Here is an 18,050-nt window from a genome sequence, read left to right as displayed (position 1 = left end):
GCAATCCCGTTATCCGCATAGACAAGGACGGCAAGATTTGGGATACGGTATGGGACATCGGCAATATGCTTTACGATGCAGGTGCAGCCGTAGCTGCCCATATCCGTGGCGACCATGTTTCCGCCCAAAGCCATTGGGTTGATTTGGGTGTAGATGCCGTAGCTGCCGCTCTTCCTTTTGTTCCTGCTGGTACAACCAAGGCTCTAAAGGCTGCGGATAAAGGAGTGGATGCGGTAAAAACTGCTAAGCAGGTTGATAAGGCTTCAGATGTAACTGGAACGGCTATAAAGGATAAAACCTTAAAGATAGAAATATCTCCTGAAAATAAAATAGACCGTAGTTTGTTAAATCCGCCTTCTAAATCTGGTAATGCACCGACTTTTAAACAAGATGGAACTCCTGTTGATATTCATCATGAGGGACAAAATCCTAATGGGCCTTTTAAGGAAATGCATTGGCAGGAACATCGTGGAAAGGGTAATTTCAAGAAAAACCATCCTAATTTGGGTCAACCTAGTAAAATAGATAGAAAAGAATTTGAAAAAGCTAAAAAAGAATATTGGAAGAAAGAATATGAACAGTAAAGTAAAACAAGAGATGGATGAGGTTATTGCAGAACTGCAGAAATTTACATCTCGAATATTAGATTGGCGAGAACCTGTTAATCCTACTTTAATAGAACGTTTTGAGGCAACATTTGAAGTGAAGCTTCCAGAAGATTATAAATATCTTCTTAGTATTACAAACGGATTTTCTTTAATGGGAGATAATGTGTTAGGTATAATTGATAAAGAAAAGAATTATGACTTATTTATGTGTTATAATATTGAACACTTTGAAGTAATTGTACCTCAATATAAACATTTAATACCGTTCAGCCCTGATGGAGGAGGAAACTTTTATTGTTTCGATACTCATGTGAAAACCAACGGTGGCGATTCTAACCAAATCGTTTTTTGGTATTCTAATTATGAATATAGTGAATCTGACCCACCGGAAGTAACACACCAAAGTTTGGCTGATTATATTAAGAATTGGATTATAGCTCTTACATTGGAAGACTACGATTATAATGGAGATAGAAAAATGTAGCCTTCTTCTTATCAGTTAAAGTGTTTTTAAAGTTTATATGCCAGTAACCTTGATTCAGAATCAAAATCTGTTTCAAAAGGTTGCTGGCATAATTTTTATAAAAATGAAGATGATTGAGATCAGCTGAACAGCCATGCCGAAATTACGTTGGCAAGTAATACGTATGACGAACTGGGCAGGCTGAAAACGAAAAGCCTGCACGGCAGCGCAACCAACAAACTGACATACAGCTACAACATCCGCGACTGGCTGACAGGCATCCGCGGCAGCAAGCTCACGCAGAACCTGTACTATAACACGGGCAGCGGCACGGCGCAATATGGCGGCAATATCAGCAGCATGACTTGGAAGGCCGGCAATGAAAGCGTGATAAGGGGGTATAAGTTTACCTACGACGGTTTGAGCCGGCTGACTTCTGCTACATACGGCGAAGTCACAAATATCGGTAGCAACGCCAACCGTTTCACGGAAAAGGTTACGGATTATGACCTGAACGGGAATATCAAGGGCTTGCAGCGTTACGGACAGACCTCCTCAACCGGTTACGGCTTGATAGACAACCTGACCTATACGCTGAGCGGCAATCTGATAACACGGGTGGATGATGCCACAACCGCCACGGCTTACAACAACGGTTTCGAGTTCAAAGATGCTGTAAAGCAGGCGAGCGAGTACGCATACGATAAAAACGGCAACCTGACGAAAGATTTGAACAGGAATATTACAAGTATTCAATATAATTGTTTAAATTTGCCAAGCAAGGTCACGTTTGATTCGGACAGATGAGGTATTACATAAACGGCCGACAAACGGACACGGATCTTTTTTTGATTTGACTCAGGAGTTAAAAGCAGTTATGTTTTACAGGAGTTATCACTTGGTCCAGAAGTTAAAGCCCCATAGACCTGTTTCTGACTCCTGCCGAAGGCATAACTCCTTCTGACTCTTTTTATCTACTGGTATTTTGAGGATATTCATTTAGATTATAATCACAAATATAAAAACTATGTTTACTATGAGGCATTGTTTATGGGCAATAAATTTTTGGGTACTTTTTTGTTTTTGCAGTGTGGGATATGCCTATTCTCCTCGTGAGGTCATTAATCTGAACCGGGAATGGAAGTATATGCAAGGAGACTTGCAAGGAGCCGAAAAGACGGATTATGACGACAATAACTGGGAGACCATTGGGATTCCTCATTCGTTTAGTATTCCCTATTTTATGTCGAAAGATTTCTATACCGGATATGGGTGGTACCGCAAGCGTGTGTTTTTTACAGAAAGGAATCTCTCGGGAAAAATCTTTCTAGAGTTTGACGGTGTTTTTCAGGAAGCGGAAATCTTTTTAAACGGAAAGTTTATAGACCGGCATTGCGGGGGGTATACAGGGTTTTCGGTTGACATAACTGATGCGGCACAAAAAGGAAATAATGTGCTTGCAATACGGGTTAACAATTTATGGCAACCCACTGTGGCACCGCGCGGTGGGGAACATGTTTTTAGCGGAGGTATATACCGTAATGTCCGTTTAGTGTTAAAATCTTCTACGTATATCGGTTGGTATGGAACATTTATCATGACATCGGGACTTGATGCAAGTAATGGCAAATATGGAATTGTGGACATTTCAACGGAGATTTGTCATTCGGAGCCTGAAACTGGCAATTTCCGTTTGGTTTCTAATATTCTGTCATCTGAAGGCAGGATTATCGCATCCGCACAAAAGATAATACAATTGAAAGGCAATACGAGCCAGGTTGTAAAACAGCAAACAGAAAGAATAGAGCATCCTTTCCTGTGGCACCCGTCACATCCGGTCTTGTACAAGTTGGAAAGTCTGCTTTTCAAAGGTGATGAGCTGATAGACCGAGAGGAAACGTCCTTCGGTTTCCGTTGGTTTGAATGGACAAAAGACCACGGTTTTTTCCTGAATGGGAAACATTTGTATTTTAAAGGAATAAATGTTCATCAAGACCAGGCTGGATGGGGTGATGCTGTGACCGATGCTGCAGCACGCCGTGATGTGGCTTTGGTTAAGCAAGCAGGCTTTGATATGATCCGCGGCTCTCACTATCCGCATTCTCCCGCATTTTCGAAAGCTTGTGATGAAGAAGGTGTGCTTTTCTGGTCGGAAGCTCCCTTTTGGGCTACGGCAGGAGAAAAGAAAGACGGATATTGGACAGCAAGTGCTTATCCAGTCCGCCAGGAGGACTGCAAAGAATTTGAAGAAAATGTCTTGCAGCAGTTGGAGGAAATGATACGTATCCACCGTAATCATCCTTCCATTATCGCATGGAGCATGTGCAACGAGCCTTTTTTTACTGCACCGGAAACAATGCATGGGATAAGAAAACTATTGGAGAGAATGGTGGCTCGTACACACCAGCTTGACCCGACACGTCCTGCTGCCATAGGCGGTGCACAGCGTCCGTTGGGAACAGAGCGCATTGACTTGATAGGAGATATTGTGGGGTATAACGGTGATGGAAGTACCATTCTTGATTTTCAGCAGCCGCCTATACCGAATATGGTAACGGAATACGGAAGCACAACATCCGACCGGCCGGGCGAATATATCCCGGGATGGGGAGACTTACAGAAAAATGACGCCTGGAAAGGTGTAGAATGGCGGAGTGGTCAAGCCATCTGGTGTGGGTTCGACCACGGAAGTATCTTTGGTGAAGAAATGGGCAAAATGGGAATTGTTGATTATTTCCGCATTCCGAAACGTTCTTGGTATTGGTACCGGAATGCTTATGCCAATATAGCCCCTCCGATATGGAGTGTGTCAGGCATTCCGGCAAGGTTGCGGTTGGAAGCCTCGCAATATACCGGCATCAGGGCCGACGGTACGGACGATGTTCAGTTGACGGTAACTGTTCTCGATGAAACAGGCAGAGAACTGAGCAATTCGCCGGCTGTCAGGCTGACTTTGCTATCGGGACCGGGCGAGTTTCCTACCGGTAGCAGCATCCTGTTTGAGGCGGATAGTGACATTCGTATCATGGATGGAAAAGCAGCGATTGCCTTTCGCTCCTATTATGCAGGCGAATCGGTCATTGAAGCTACTTCACCAGGCTTGGAGCCGGCTCGCGTTAAACTGACATTTTCCGGAGCTCCCGTATATCAAGAAGGAGAGACTCCCCAAGTGAAAAATCGTCCTTATATTCCCTTTGCTTTGCAGAAACAGCATAAAATGCAAAGTTTCGGATTGAATAACCCAGCTTTTGGTAGCAGTGCTGCACAGGGACATGCCACAGGATATGCTGCTGATGGTAAGCTTGATACTTGGTGGGAACCTGAAAATTCAGACCGAAAGGTATATTGGACACTTGATACGGAACGTTTCTTGATGTTGGATGAGGTTTGTGTCCGGTTTGCAGGTGCAGCTCCGTATCAGTACAAGATTGAAGTGTCTGAGAACAATAAAGACTGGATCGTGGTTTCGGATAAGACCGGCAACCATGTTCCGCTAGATTCGGACCTGATAAAAAGTGACAGGCAGGTAAAAATGCATTATCTTCGTATCAGTTTTCCTCATTCTGAAAGATACGTGACACCGAAGCTTGCTGAAGTGGAGGTACGCGGACAATTATACTGACACATAACACACACTGCACACGGTTGCATACGCTCATGAGGCTGTGTGCAGTGTTTATTTCTTTATTCTAATGCAATGGTACGCACCTGCACTTCCTGATGCAGAAAGACGTGGGCTGACTCACGGAATTTTTCTACCGATTCGGTAGTAAGGAAAAGACAATTCCCTCCCGTTTCGCAATGGGTCCGTATTTCCGGATGTCGGATAAGGTAGTCTTTCAGGCTGGCTGCTACGTATTTGCCTTGTTCTACCAGGCGGATGTGTGACGGAGTGTAACAACGGATTTTATCCAACAAAAGAGGATAGTGAGTACAGCCTAAAATGATGGTATCTATTTCCGGGTCTTGGGAGAGCAGGCGGTCGAGGTATTTTTGTACGAAATAATCGGCACCAGGGCTTTGGGCTTCATTATTCTCTATTAATGGTACCCACATGGGACAGGATACACTTGTCAATCGGATTTCGGGATAAAGCTTGTGGATTTCTAACGGATAGGATTGTGACTTTACAGTACCTTCGGTGGCAAGCAACCCTACGTGGCGGGTTTGGGTCAAGTTGCCGATGCATTCTACGGTAGGACGTATTACGCCCAGTACTCTGCGGGCTGGGTCGAGATGTGGAAGGTCTTGTTGCTGGATACTGCGGAGTGCTTTTGCCGAAGCTGTATTGCAGGCAAGGATAACCAATGGACATCCCAGCTCGAAGAGTTTTCGTACCGCCTGTAAAGTGAATTCGTATACCACTTCGAACGAACGTGTGCCATAGGGGGTACGGGCATTGTCGCCTAAATAGAGATAATTGTACTGAGGAAGCAGGCTGCGTATTTTGTCAAGGATAGTCAACCCTCCGTAGCCGGAATCGAAGATGCCGATGGGTCCTGTGGTTGTCATGATATTTAAATCAGAAACGCAGATTAACGCAGATCGGCGCAGAATGTAAAGTTTTAATCTGCGAGAATCTGTGTTAATCTGCGGTGAATAAACAGAAGGGGGTTAGTTTGCCGGAGTAGTAGTTGCGGATGCAGCCGGTGTTGCCGGTACTGCAGTCAGACTGATACCCAACTTGGTTTTGATATCGTTGGTAACATCTTTCGATACGTTTTCATCGATGTAAGGGATGTCCGTACGGTTCAGGTCGAAAACGTAGGTGTATCCGCCAGCTGCACCGATAGCTTTTACTGCATCTTCCAGTTTCTTGTAAATCGGATCCATCATATCAGTATAAGCTTTTTGCAGCTGCTGCTGTGCTTCCTGCTGAAACTGTATACCTTTTTCCTGCATTTCCTGTAATTCTTTCTGGCGGCGTTCCTGGATGTTTTGCGGAAGTGTCTTTTGTTCTTGTTGGTATTCTGCAAATTTTTTGCTGAACTCGTCTGAAGCACGTTTGATTTCGTCTTCGTACTGTTTCTGCAAAGCTTGAATATCAGTTTGGGCTTTGGCATATTCCGGCATTACCGGGATGATGTCCATAGACTTAAAATGCGCGAACTTTTGCGCGAACAAGCTCATCGGAGCGACGAGCAGCAATAATAAAGCAATTCTTTTCAACATAATCTTGATTTTCTATTAGTTTTTAATTTATTGTTTTGTTCCTGTTGCGGTTCTCGTAAGAGAACGGCTGCAAATGTATAAAATTAATTTGAATATCCTAAGCGTGAGAGCACTTCATTGCTGATATCAATGCGCGGAGAGGCAAAAATCATACTTTGTGCCGAGGCGCGGTCAATAACTGCATCGTAATTCTGCTCCATAGCAATGTCTTTAACAGCATTATAAATGTTGTCTTGGATAGGAGCGACAAGTTCCCGTTGTTTCTTCATCATTTCGCCTTGAGGACCGAAATATTTTTGCCGGAGTTCGGCTGCTTCTTTTTCTTTTGCCACAACTGCTTCTTCTTTTGCAGTACGTTGTGCATCGGTCAGCGTAGCGGCATCTTTCTGGTAAGCCTCATACAAGGCTTTGGCTTCGTTGCTCTTGGCTTCTATTTCGCTTTGCCATTGTTGGGACAGCGATTCCATTTGCTGGTTTGCCTGTTCATAGGCAGGGATATGTTTCAAGATAAATTCCATGTCTATCAACGCGAATTTCTGTGCCTGTGCCGCGCAGAGGCTTATCACAAGCAGTGCTGCAGAGAAAATCAATCTTTTCATATCTTTGGGTCTTTAGGTTAAAATTCTTGTCCGATAATAAAGTGGAACTGGCTTCCACTGTATTGCGTAGAGCCGTTGATCTTGTCGAAACCGTATGCCCAGTCGATACCCATCATACCAATCATCGGCAGGAAGATACGTACACCGACTCCGGCAGAACGTTTCAGCTTGAACGGATTGAAGTCTGCTACATCCGTCCATGCATTTCCGGCTTCTACAAATCCCAAGGCATAGATGCTGGTAGAGTTTTCCAACATCAGCGGGTAGCGGAGTTCAGCTCCCAGACGGATATAAGCATATCCTTCGCTTCCGTAGGGGGTCAACGAACCGTTCTCATATCCACGTAGGGCAATGGTTTCGGATGCGTAGTTGTAACTGTATCCTGTCATACCGTCACCTCCGACATAGAAGGTTTCGAACGGAGAGCGCTTATAACGGTTGAAGTGTCCTAAGATACCAAATTCAGCACGGGTCATGATGACCGGACACTTCTGGATATCCATCAAAGCGGTATAAGTCTTCGATTTGAATTTCCACTTGTGGTATTCAATCCATTTAAACATACTTGCTGCCTCGTCGTAGTTGTCTCTTCCGTAAGTAGAATAGTCTTTGTTGCTGAAGAGCGAGTAAGGCGGCGTGATTTGCAACGAAGCGGTAAACTCGGAACCACGGCGTGGGAAAATGGGATTGTCGGTAGAGTTACGCGACAAAGTCAGGTTCAAGCTCAAGCTGTTGCAATTACCTGTGTTCATGTATTCCCCGTTGTTCAACCGGATATACAGGTAACTCCAATCTTTCAGCATAAAGCGCTGGTAGGACAATTCTGCCATGAACGTGAAATAGTCATCGGGCCAGCGCAAGCGTTTTCCCCATCCTACCGAGAACCCGAACATCTTGATGGAGCGGTCAGGGTCATAGTAAGATTCGTAATTGTCATAATAGCCATAGTTGCCGTATCCCCATCCGTACAGATAATTGTAGTAGTTGTTCATGTAAGCCGAGTTGTAATACTGGCTGCTGATATCGGTCTGTACAGAATAGAATGCGGATACTGAAAGTGAGTTCGGGCGCTTACCGCCAAACCATGGGTCAAGGAACGAGATACTGTATGCCTGATAATATTGTCCGTTGGTCTGGCCACTGATGGTAAGGGTCTGTCCGTCACCTTGCGGCAGGAATCCTCGGAAGTTGTCATTCTTGCGGAACAGGTTGGCGAACGAGAAGTTGGTGAATTTCAGGCTCAGCTTACCGATGATACCTGTTTGTCCCCATCCTGCAGAAAATTCTACCTGGTCGTTCGCTTTCGATTCCAGTCCCCAATTAATATCTACCGTACCATCTTCGTAATTGGGCTGTACCTGTGGGTTGATGGTTTCAGGATTGAAGTGCCCCATTTGAGCGATTTCACGGTACGAACGTTCCAATGCTTCCTTACTGAACAAGTCTCCAGGGCGGGTACGAAGTTCACGCCGGATGACGTTTTCGTACAAACGGTCGTTACCATTGATACGTACATGGCTGATGCTTGCCTGCGGACCTTCCATCACGCGCATTTCAAGGTCGATGGAGTCACCATCGATATTCACTTCTACCGGGTCGATGTTCGAGAACACGTAACCACGGTTATAATAATTGTTCTTGATGGCATCTTCATCATTCGAAAGGCGGTCGTCCAGCAACTTCTGGTTGTATACGTCACCATGCTTCATCTGCAATTGTTCGTTCAGCAGGTCAGAAGGATAGACGGTATTTCCCACCCATGTAATGTTGCGTAGGTAATATTTGTTGCCTTCGTATATCTTCATATATACATCTACCGTCTTTTCATCGTAAGGTGATACGCTGTCCACTTCGATGACAGCATCGCGATAGCCCAGTTCGTTGTATTTTTCGATGATTTTCTGCTTATCTTCTTCGTAACGTTCATCGATGAATTTCTTGGTACGGAACAAGTTGATGAGCTTACCTTTTTCGTTGGTCTTTTTCATCACGCGCTTTAACTTCTTGTCTGTCAATACCGTATTGCCGTCAATCGTGATTTTGTGGACTTTTACCTTTTCTTTCTTGTCAATGTTTACATCAACATACACCTGCTCCTTGTCATTGGGGGCTTCGCGTTCGATGATGTTGACTTCGGCATTTTTAAACCCTTTCTCATCAAAGTATTTCTTGATGATGATTTTGGCACGGTCTACCATATTGGGCGTAATCTGCATACCTTTCACCATATTGCCGAGCTTGTTTTGCAAGTCTTCACGCTCGCCTTTCTTGATACCATTGAAATGGATGTCGGCGATACGCGGACGCTGGGTCAGTTCGATGCGGATCCAGATTTTATTTCCTTCTATCTTATCTGCCGAAATACGGACATCCGAAAACAATCCGTGGCGCCAATACCGCTTGACGGCATCGGTGATATCATCGCCCGGCACGGTAATGGTCTGCCCAACGGCAAGTCCGGAGATACCGATCAATACATAATCCTCGTAGTTTTTCACTCCCTCCACCTTGATGTCGGCTATTTCATATTTCTTGGGAGTCCCGTTATATAAAATGACTGGTTGGTTCTCTGGTGTCTCCGATTGCTCTGCCGGCTGTGGTGTATCGTGGTGTAAAGAGGCAGAGCCGTCCTCTTCATCTGTCTGACCTTCCTGCACGTTGTTTTCTTGTGCATGTCCGATAGCCGGAAAGCTGAAACATATCAGTACCAATAGAGTAAGAAAAAAACTGTATCGCATCTTTTTTAGGGTTTCAATAATTGTTCACTTGTTTTGCCAAAACGGCGTTCTCTTTGTTGATAATCGTATATTGCTTTGCAAAATTCTTCTGCCTTGAAGTCGGGCCAGTAGGTGTCGCAAAAATAAAGTTCAGAATAAGCACATTGCCATAACAGGTAATTGCTGAGCCTTATTTCGCCTCCTGTACGTATCAGCAGGTCAGGGTCGGGCATAAAACTGGTTGCCAGATACTGGTCAATGGTCTTGTCGGTTATTTCATCGACGGCAAGTTTCTGGCACGCCACTTGTGCCGCTATCTGTTTGACGGCTTCGGTCAGCTCCCATTTCGATGAATAACTGAGAGCCAGTACCAGGCACATGCCTGTATTGACCGATGTGCGTTTGATGCATTGTTGCAGGCGTTCGGCCACATTGACGGGTAACTTGTCCTTTTCGCCGATGATGCGGAAACGGATGTTGTTCTTCATCAGCGTCTCTTCCTCGATGGAATCCATAAGGAGAGCCATCAGGGCAGACACTTCTTCGGCAGGCCGTTTCCAGTTTTCGGTAGAGAAGGTGTAAAGTGTCAGGTATTTCACTCCCAGCCGTGCAGCTTCTTCTGCAATGACATGTACTGTTTCGGCACCTGCCTGATGCCCGAACGAGCGGGCATGACCGCGTTGTTTAGCCCATCGCCCGTTACCGTCCATAATGATGGCAATGTGTGCCGGAATCCGTGATTTGTCTATTAAGTCCTTGTATGATGTCATGATGCTTTACGTTTTTCTACCATTTGGGAAGGAATCCCAGCCGGTTGATTCGTCCTCTGCTCATATATCCGTTGTGCCAGATAATCCAAATAAAGTTGTTCTCATCTACTACACACGAGTAGCTTCCTTCACCCAGTGATTCTCCTTCTTCGTATTTTTGCCTGAATGAGTCTGACTTTGGGAAGCGGACATAGCGTGTCACAGGTTTCCAAGAGAGACCATTGTCGGTCGACTCGAAGAACGTGTTGAACGGGTGCCGGTATTCTTTATGCGGAAGGCTGTTGATGAATCCTCCGAAAGCATATAGCTTCTTGTCGTAATAAATCATTGTTCCGTCGGCGATGTTCGGACAATAGAAAGTATCGGCCTGTGCATAGTCGTAAGCAATCCAATCGTTTTCAGAATTTAGCCGGCTGGCTGCAAATCCGAACTCATTCCCTAGTGCATCGGGATGGAATCCGAATACGACGGCGCGTGTCAGGGTGGAATTATAGGAAACAGGTAATGACGCAAACGAGAAACGTTGGTTTACGTCAGGGAAAATGCTCCCTTCTCCGTCTTCGCTCCACGATGTGCCGTTGTAGGTCACACACCGGTTGTCCTCGGTGTAGGCATACAGGTAAGAAAGTCCGCTTGCCGTAGTGGCATTTGCCAGGAGTTGCTTCAGGCGATATGCTGGTGCAGGAAGGGAGGAAGGCTGGATAACACTACCGGAAAGTTCGTACAAGGTACCGTCGGCAAGGAAATAAACCGTGCCGTTCCATACCATTGCCGAATAAGAGTCGGTTTCTTGCGGAACATTGTCGAGGGCAATCCAGCCGTCTGCCTGTCCGTTGGTACTGACCGTAGTATATTCGATGACAGGTGTATCCCCGTCTTGTCCAAATACGTAGATACATCCGTCTGTGTATACCGCTTTCTGGCGGGTCAGGCTCTGTGATACGAAAGCTTGTTGTGAGGCTTCTTCGTCCCATGTCAACGAATCGGGTTCTTGCTGGTGTACATTGATTTTTATGTGGTAGGTTTTTCCCATCCGTCCGCTGTAGGACATAACCTTGAAAGTCAGTCCTTCGCTAGGAGCTACCGCAAAATTAATGGAGTCGGTATTGGTCCAAAGCGTATCTACAGGTTCGGTACCTAACGAGTCTATTTTGCCATATACTATATAAGGAGAATCGGCATTGATGTTGGTAACGACTCTTGAAATGTCGGTCCCTACCGGAAGCGAGTCTTTATTTTCGATAGTCCGGTTCAGCTGGTCGATGGTGAAAGGATAATTCGACATAGACAACGTATCCATATACAAGGAATCGCTTCCGTCTTGAGCCTGTCCGGTTTTTTGCATCCATAGTGTCCCTACCGAGAAATGGATGATGCTCGTTTCGTTGGTATAGGTTACTTCTATTGTATCATCATTCAGGCAAGATGTCATTGAGAATGTAGCTAAAGCCAGGCTTGCTAATAATATGGATAAAAATCTTATTTTCATTATTAGTATATTCTTTGCATTACAAGTTGCAAAAGTAGAAAGTTTTTTTTCCACTTGGAACTTTTATATCAAGTTTTATATAAAATTATGGATAAACTTTACTTTTTTATCTGCGAATCAGGCAATTTGTCGTACCGGTTGACATAGTGCGCTATCACAGACCGGTCTCTTGGCAGGAAAGAGCATGGGAAACCGCAGGGAATGGACGGTGCCTGTACTCCTTCCCCCAATATGGTGGGGACATGTTCGGCATACGTTTCGTCCCATAATCCTGCATCAAGGAAGGACTGGAGCAACCGGTTCCCGCCTTCCACCAGCAGAGATTGGATTTTATGCTCGTATAAGATACGGGCGATCTGGGGCAGAATGTCTTTGTCAAAGTCGAGAGGAATGAAAGTCAGGTTGGCCTTTCCTGTCTGGGGTGCTGAAGTGAACACCCACGTGGGGGTACTTCCGTCGAACAGGTGCAGGGAAGACGGGAGTGAGAGATGGCGGTCGATTACCAGCCGTAGGGGATGCTTGCCATACCATTCGCGGGTAGTGAGTGAAGGATTGTCGAGCAGGGCAGTGCGTCTTCCCACCAGTATTGCCTGATGTTCGGCACGTAGTTTGTGCACGTATGCCGATGTGAGCGGAGAAGAAAGCCGTACCGCTTTTCCTTCCTGACGTATGGTATCGATGAATCCGTCGGCCGATTGTGCCCATTTCAGGGTAATGTAAGGACGTTTTTGCTGGTTGAATGTCACAAAACGCTTAATCAGGTCCCGGCATTCTTGTTCCAGCACTCCGGTCTTGACTTCGATGCCGGCATCTCTGAGTTTTCGGATACCTCTTCCCGATACCAGCGAGAAGGGGTCAATGCATCCTACTACTACACGGGGAATACCTTTGCGGATAATCAGGTCGGCGCACGGAGGAGTCTTCCCGTAATGGGAACAAGGTTCCAGGCTGACATAAAGGGTAGAATCGTGGAGCAGGCTTTCGTCCTTCACCGAGGCAATGGCATTTACTTCGGCATGACCCTCACCGCAACGGGCATGGTATCCTTCGCCGATAATCTTGCCTTGGTGTACGATGACGGCTCCTACCATCGGATTGGGAGGCGTATTGCATAATCCGTTCTTTGCCAACTGAATGCAGCGGCTTATGTATTTTTCGTCTGTAGTCATAAGCGTATGTTTTTTTCTTTTTGTACCTTTGTGGCATTATGCATCCTTTATATACCTATATTATACAGTCGCTTTCGGGCCTGTATCCAGACTTGGAAGTGAAAGCGTTGGCCAAAGGAATCCTGACCGATGTGTTCGGATTTTCTGCCGTTGATTTGTACGCGGGCAAAGATAGGAATTTTTCAACGAAAGAACGCGAGAAGCTTGAAGATATTCTTTCCCGTTTGAAGCGTTTCGAGCCTTTTCAGTACATTACCGGTGAAACTTTTTTCCTTGGACATCCTTTTTATGTGACGCATGACGTGCTGGTTCCCCGTCCCGAAACCGCCGAGCTGGTGGAATGGATAGCCCGCGATTATGCTTCACAGGAGGGTTTGCGGGTGTTGGACATCGGTACGGGAAGTGGTTGCATCGCGGTGTCGTTGGCACGGTTGTTACCTCGTTCTTCGGTGCTGGCATGGGATGTATCTGAAGCAGCCCTTGCCGTAGCAAGGCGGAACGCTGCACGCAATGGGGTGAATGTGGAGTGCGTCCGGGTGGATGTGCTCTCGCATATAGTTGCGATGCCCGATGCAGATATATGGGTGAGCAATCCTCCTTATATTCGTGAGCAGGAGAAGGCAAGTATGGATAGGAATGTGCTCGACTGGGAACCGGGGCTTGCTTTGTTTGTTCCCGATAACGACCCTTTGTTGTTTTACCGGAAAATAGCAGAACTGGGAAGTAAACATTTGTCTTCCAGTGGCGTTTTATATTATGAAATCAATCAGGCATACGGGCGTGAAACGGTGGAATTACTCCGAAGCATGGGATATCGGAACGTAGAGTTGCGGAAAGACCTTTCGGGCAACGACCGTATGGTAAAAGCGGAAAGACCATGAAGATTTATACTGAAAGCGAATTGAAGAATAAGGCTGAGGCTTATTGTGTGCGGACCGAGCGTTGTCCGGAAGAAGTGGCGCAGAAGCTGGAGCAATGGGGAGCTACTGAAGAAGAAAATGCCCGCATCCTTGCTATGCTTCAACAAGACCGTTTCATTGATACATGCCGCTATTGCAAAGCTTTCGTGCGCGATAAATATCGCTTCGCACGCTGGGGGAGAAACAAGATAATCCAGGCATTGCGGATGAAACACTTGCCTTCCGATGATATATCGGCGGGGCTTGAAGAGATAGACGATGAGGAATATAGCCGCATCTTGCGCGAAGTGCTTGCCCAAAAGCGGAAGTCGGTAACAGGAAAGACCGAGTACGAACGAGCCATGAAGTTGCTTCGCTATGCCGTGACAAAAGGGTATACGGTAGACGAAATCAAGCGTTACGTCCATCAGGTGTCAGAAGATGAGTTTATGGACTGACTTGCGCGATTTCTTTTTCCCTCGTCTTTGTGTGGCGTGCGGGAACCGTCTGTTGTCAGGCGAGGAAGGAGTGTGCCTTCGTTGTGCATCTTCGCTGCCTTATACTCATTTATATAATAAGGTAGGAAATGAGATGGAGCAATGTTTTTGGGGACGATTCCCGATAGAACGTGCATCTTCGCTTTTCTATTATGCCAAGGGAGGAACGGTGGCACGTATTTTGTATGCGATGAAATATGATGGCCAGCGAAAACTTTGTGTAAAGATGGGCGAGTGGATAGGGAGTGAGTTGTTGCCTACAGGTTTTTTCGACGGGATTGATTGCTTGCTTCCTGTGCCTTTGTTCCGCACCCGTGAAAGAAAGAGGGGATACAATCAGAGTGAGCTTCTGGCGCGCGGCATAGCCGAAAAGACAGGCTTGCCTGTATGCCGGAATGCCATTTACCGTCTTCGGAATAATGCCACTCAGACCCATAAGAGCGGTTATGCCCGCTGGCTGAATGTGCAGGAGTTGTTTTGTGCTACTGCAGATGCAGCATCTTTGGCAGGGAAACATATCCTGCTGGTCGATGATGTACTTACTACCGGAGCTACGCTGGTGGCGTGTGCTGATGCCTTGTCGGCCATCGGAGACATTCGTATCAGTATTGTCACTTTGGCGTGGACAAAATGAAAGTTTACTAACTTTTTATTAAAAAAATCCCTATATATTTCATATTCACGTATGTTTTGCATATTTTTGCATCGTTATTTATCAGATAAATAAAGTTATGAAAGCTTTGGAAAGATTATTTGCAGAAAAATTGTTGAAGGTAAAAGCTGTAAAGATTCAGCCTGCGAACCCTTTCACATGGGCATCGGGTTGGAAATCCCCTATTTATTGTGACAACCGCAAGACATTGTCTTATCCTGCCTTGCGCAATTTTGTCAAGTTGGAGTTGTGCCGTATCATTATGGAACGGTTTGGAGAAGTGGATGCAATAGCGGGTGTAGCTACAGGAGCCATTCCCCAAGGCGCATTGGTGGCAGAGGAACTGAACCTCCCGTTCGTCTATGTACGTTCGAGCCCCAAAGACCACGGTCTGGAAAACCTGATTGAGGGCGAGCTTCGTCCGGGTATGAAGGTCGTAGTGGTAGAAGACTTGATATCTACAGGCGGAAGCAGCCTGAAAGCCGTAAACGCTATCCGCCAGAACGGATGCAACGTCATCGGCATGGTGGCTTCGTTCACATACGGATTCGATGTTTCTGTAGAAGCATTCAAAGAGGCAAAAGTGGAATTGGTTACCTTGACCAATTACAATGCGGTATTGGATGCAGCCTTGAAGACCAATTACATCGACGAGCAGGATATTCCTATCCTTCAGGCATGGAGAAAAGACCCGGCACATTGGACGGGAAAATAAATAAAGCATGAAAATTATTTACGACTTTACGATTTACTATTTACTATAATAGTCAGTCAGAAACAGAATGCGAAAATATAGTCTGTTTTTAGTAGAGACGTCACATTGTGGCGTCTCTACTGCATGCGGTATTTTTCGCAAACCGATTTTGTTCTGCTATAATTCATCGAAATAGTAAATCGTAAATAATATTCTGTGTTCAATTAGATACAATGTATGGTACAATTTGAAAGCAGTGTGAAACATGTTCCGTATACACAGGAACGGGTCTATACAAAACTGGCTGACTTAAACAATCTTGCCTCGGTGCGTGAGAAGCTGGGCGAACTGAAAGAAAAATTCCCCGGAAAGGTGGAAGACTTGGTTTTCGACCAGGATTCGCTGACCTTGAAAGTGCAAGGCATCAGCCTTACGCTCCGTATCGTGGAACGCGAGCCGATGAAGTGCATCAAGTTTGAAGGCGACAAGACACCTATCCCGATGAACTTGTGGATACAAATCCTTCCGGAAGGCGAAGCGGAAGCCAAGATGAAGGTGACTATCCGTGCCGAAGTGAACGCCTTTATGAAAGCCATGGTGTCGAAGCCTTTGCAAGAAGGGGTAGAAAAACTGGCAGATATGCTTGCGATGATTCCTTATTGAGTTTGTAAGTTCTTGAGTTTTTAAGTTTGGAGTGTTTTGTGTATGTTTCAACTCAGGAACTTAAAAGCTCAAGAACTCAAAAAACTTACAAACTCAAGAACTCAAAAACTTAATAACGTATGGGACAAAAACTTTGGGAAAAGAATGTACAGGTAAATGCGGAAATCGACCGCTTTACCGTAGGACGCGACCGTGAACTGGACCTTTATCTGGCAAAGCACGATGTGTTGGGCTCAATGGCGCATATCACGATGCTCGAAAGCATCGGCCTGCTGAAGCCCGACGAACTGAAGGTCCTGTTGGAAGAGTTAAAGCAAATCTATGCAACCGCAGAGAAAGGTGAGTTTGTGATTGAAGACGGCATCGAGGACGTACATTCGCAGGTGGAGCTTATGCTTACCCGTAAGCTGGGCGATGTAGGCAAGAAGATACATAGCGGGCGTTCGCGGAACGACCAGGTATTGGTCGACCTGAAACTCTTCACCCGTGAGCAACTGAAGCAGGTAGCTGAGGCGGTCGAGACGCTCTTCCGCGTTCTGATTGTGCAAAGCAACCGCTACAAAGACATTCTGATGCCGGGCTATACCCATTTGCAAATCGCCATGCCTTCTTCTTTCGGACTTTGGTTTGGCGCATATGCCGAAAGCCTGGTCGATGATATGCTGTTCCTGCAAGCCGCTTATAAGATGTGCAACCGCAATCCGCTCGGATCTGCCGCCGGATACGGCTCTTCGTTCCCCTTGGACCGTGAGATGACCACCCGCCTGCTGGGTTTCGACTCAATGAATTACAACGTGGTTTATGCGCAGATGGGACGTGGTAAGATGGAGCGCAACGTTGCCTTTGCCTTGGCAAGCATTGCCGGAACCGTATCGAAGATGGCATTCGATGCCTGTATGTTCAGTTGCCAGAACTTTGGTTTCGTCAAGCTTCCCGACGAATGCACCACGGGTTCCAGCATCATGCCGCACAAGAAGAACCCCGATGTGTTCGAACTGACCCGTGCCAAATGCAATAAAATCCAGTCTTTGCCCCAGCAGATTATGATGATTATGAACAACCTGCCTTCGGGCTATTTCCGCGACTTGCAGATTATCAAGGAAGTCTTCCTCCCCGCATTCGAGGAACTCTTGGACTGCTTGCGGATGTCGGCATACATCATGGAGCGTATCAAGGTGAACGAACACATCCTGGATGACGATAAATACCTGTATATGTTCAGCGTAGAAGAGGTCAACCGTCTGGCAGCGAAGGGCATGCCTTTCCGTGATGCCTATAAGAAGGTAGGCTTGGACATCGAAGCCGGCAAGTTCACTCATGCCAAGGAGGTGCATCACACCCACGCCGGAAGCATCGGGAACTTATGCAACGATAAAATCGAAGCCCTGATGGCCCAGGTTATGGATGGCTTCGATTTCGAGCGTGTCGCCCAAGCCGAGAAAGCCTTATTGGGGCGTTGAGTCTGTTCTTTTCACCACAGATTGCACAGATTAATAAAGGTGAATTACGCCCCTACTGTTTATCGCGTACAAATGACAACTGAAAATCCCTGTGTCCTCCTTTAGATTTGCATTGGTAAAAGGGCAAAGAAAAAAGTTACCTTTGCCGTAAAAAAGGTTAACCAAGAAAAGGAGGTGACCTATTGTGTCCTATAGGCG

At 46.0% G+C, this 18,050-nt stretch carries 17 protein-coding genes; 10 read left to right on the top strand and 7 right to left on the bottom strand.

What is annotated here, in order from left to right; translation table 11 throughout:
• The 4 genes from B5F71_RS14990 to B5F71_RS14975 form a co-directional block, all read left to right on the top strand.
• Positions 1 to 584: HNH/ENDO VII family nuclease (locus B5F71_RS14990; RefSeq protein ID WP_241148620.1), on the top strand; the 584-nt coding region annotated here is incomplete at its 5' end.
• Positions 574 to 1,092 (top strand): SMI1/KNR4 family protein, encoded by a 519-nt coding sequence (locus tag B5F71_RS14985; protein ID WP_087211817.1) that lies wholly within the window; start codon positions 574 to 576, stop codon positions 1,090 to 1,092. The genes B5F71_RS14990 and B5F71_RS14985, both read left to right, overlap by 11 nt.
• A 147-nt stretch (positions 1,093 to 1,239) precedes the next feature.
• Entirely contained in the window at positions 1,240 to 1,878 is a 639-nt protein-coding gene (locus tag B5F71_RS14980; RefSeq protein WP_343285808.1) for a hypothetical protein, read from the top strand.
• A 220-nt stretch (positions 1,879 to 2,098) separates the two neighbouring features.
• Positions 2,099 to 4,693 (top strand): glycoside hydrolase family 2 TIM barrel-domain containing protein, encoded by a 2,595-nt coding sequence (locus tag B5F71_RS14975; RefSeq protein ID WP_087211813.1) that lies wholly within the window; start codon positions 2,099 to 2,101, stop codon positions 4,691 to 4,693.
• A 62-nt stretch (positions 4,694 to 4,755) separates the two neighbouring features.
• Here the strand turns inward: B5F71_RS14975 and murI are convergent, their stop codons facing one another.
• The 7 genes from murI to ribD form a co-directional block, all read right to left on the bottom strand.
• Positions 4,756 to 5,583 carry a glutamate racemase gene (murI, locus tag B5F71_RS14970; protein ID WP_022040407.1) on the bottom strand — a complete coding sequence of 276 codons (828 nt, stop codon included), beginning with the start codon at positions 5,581 to 5,583 and terminating at the stop codon, positions 4,756 to 4,758.
• A 102-nt stretch (positions 5,584 to 5,685) separates the two neighbouring features.
• Positions 5,686 to 6,243, bottom strand: coding sequence for an OmpH family outer membrane protein (locus B5F71_RS14965; protein ID WP_022040406.1), 558 nt, complete (start codon positions 6,241 to 6,243; stop codon positions 5,686 to 5,688).
• Between the two features lie 83 nt (positions 6,244 to 6,326).
• A complete protein-coding gene (locus B5F71_RS14960) occupies positions 6,327 to 6,842 on the bottom strand; it encodes an OmpH family outer membrane protein (RefSeq protein ID WP_087211810.1) in 516 nt (171 codons plus the stop codon).
• Positions 6,843 to 6,859: 17 nt separating this feature from the next.
• Positions 6,860 to 9,580, bottom strand: a complete 2,721-nt coding sequence (gene bamA, locus B5F71_RS14955; protein WP_087211808.1) for an outer membrane protein assembly factor BamA — start codon at positions 9,578 to 9,580, stop codon at positions 6,860 to 6,862.
• 5 nt (positions 9,581 to 9,585) lie between these two features.
• Positions 9,586 to 10,329 (bottom strand): isoprenyl transferase, encoded by a 744-nt coding sequence (locus B5F71_RS14950; protein ID WP_022040403.1) that lies wholly within the window; start codon positions 10,327 to 10,329, stop codon positions 9,586 to 9,588.
• A gap of 16 nt (positions 10,330 to 10,345) precedes the next feature.
• Entirely contained in the window at positions 10,346 to 11,818 is a 1,473-nt protein-coding gene (locus B5F71_RS14945; RefSeq protein WP_143269914.1) for a DUF6242 domain-containing protein, read from the bottom strand.
• A 98-nt stretch (positions 11,819 to 11,916) separates the two neighbouring features.
• Positions 11,917 to 12,987, bottom strand: a complete 1,071-nt coding sequence (gene ribD, locus B5F71_RS14940) for a bifunctional diaminohydroxyphosphoribosylaminopyrimidine deaminase/5-amino-6-(5-phosphoribosylamino)uracil reductase RibD (RefSeq protein WP_022040401.1) — start codon at positions 12,985 to 12,987, stop codon at positions 11,917 to 11,919.
• 38 nt (positions 12,988 to 13,025) lie between these two features.
• Here ribD and prmC point away from each other — a divergent pair, with 38 nt between their 5' ends.
• The 6 genes from prmC (at position 13,026) to argH (ending at position 17,852) form a co-directional block, all read left to right on the top strand.
• Positions 13,026 to 13,868 carry a peptide chain release factor N(5)-glutamine methyltransferase gene (gene prmC / locus B5F71_RS14935; RefSeq protein WP_087211801.1) on the top strand — a complete coding sequence of 281 codons (843 nt, stop codon included), beginning with the start codon at positions 13,026 to 13,028 and terminating at the stop codon, positions 13,866 to 13,868.
• Positions 13,865 to 14,344: a regulatory protein RecX gene (locus B5F71_RS14930; protein ID WP_022040399.1), complete on the top strand. Its 480-nt coding sequence runs from the start codon at positions 13,865 to 13,867 to the stop codon at positions 14,342 to 14,344. Before prmC ends, B5F71_RS14930 begins: the two co-directional genes overlap by 4 nt.
• Positions 14,328 to 15,017: a ComF family protein gene (locus tag B5F71_RS14925; RefSeq protein WP_087211799.1), complete on the top strand. Its 690-nt coding sequence runs from the start codon at positions 14,328 to 14,330 to the stop codon at positions 15,015 to 15,017. Before B5F71_RS14930 ends, B5F71_RS14925 begins: the two co-directional genes overlap by 17 nt.
• A gap of 97 nt (positions 15,018 to 15,114) precedes the next feature.
• Complete coding sequence (pyrE, locus tag B5F71_RS14920) at positions 15,115 to 15,750, top strand: orotate phosphoribosyltransferase (RefSeq protein WP_013618064.1); 636 nt, start codon at positions 15,115 to 15,117, stop codon at positions 15,748 to 15,750.
• 216 nt (positions 15,751 to 15,966) lie between these two features.
• A complete protein-coding gene (locus B5F71_RS14915; protein WP_087211796.1) occupies positions 15,967 to 16,392 on the top strand; it encodes an SRPBCC family protein in 426 nt (141 codons plus the stop codon).
• A gap of 119 nt (positions 16,393 to 16,511) precedes the next feature.
• Entirely contained in the window at positions 16,512 to 17,852 is a 1,341-nt protein-coding gene (argH, locus tag B5F71_RS14910) for an argininosuccinate lyase (protein ID WP_087211793.1), read from the top strand.
• The last annotated feature ends 198 nt before the right edge of the window (positions 17,853 to 18,050 follow it).

It is taken from the genome of Bacteroides sp. An269, from assembly GCF_002159755.1.
Lineage (GTDB): Bacteria > Bacteroidota > Bacteroidia > Bacteroidales > Bacteroidaceae > Phocaeicola > Phocaeicola intestinalis.
The sequence above is the reverse complement of the archived record's forward strand: the minus strand, read 5'-3'. Positions and strand labels throughout refer to the sequence as shown.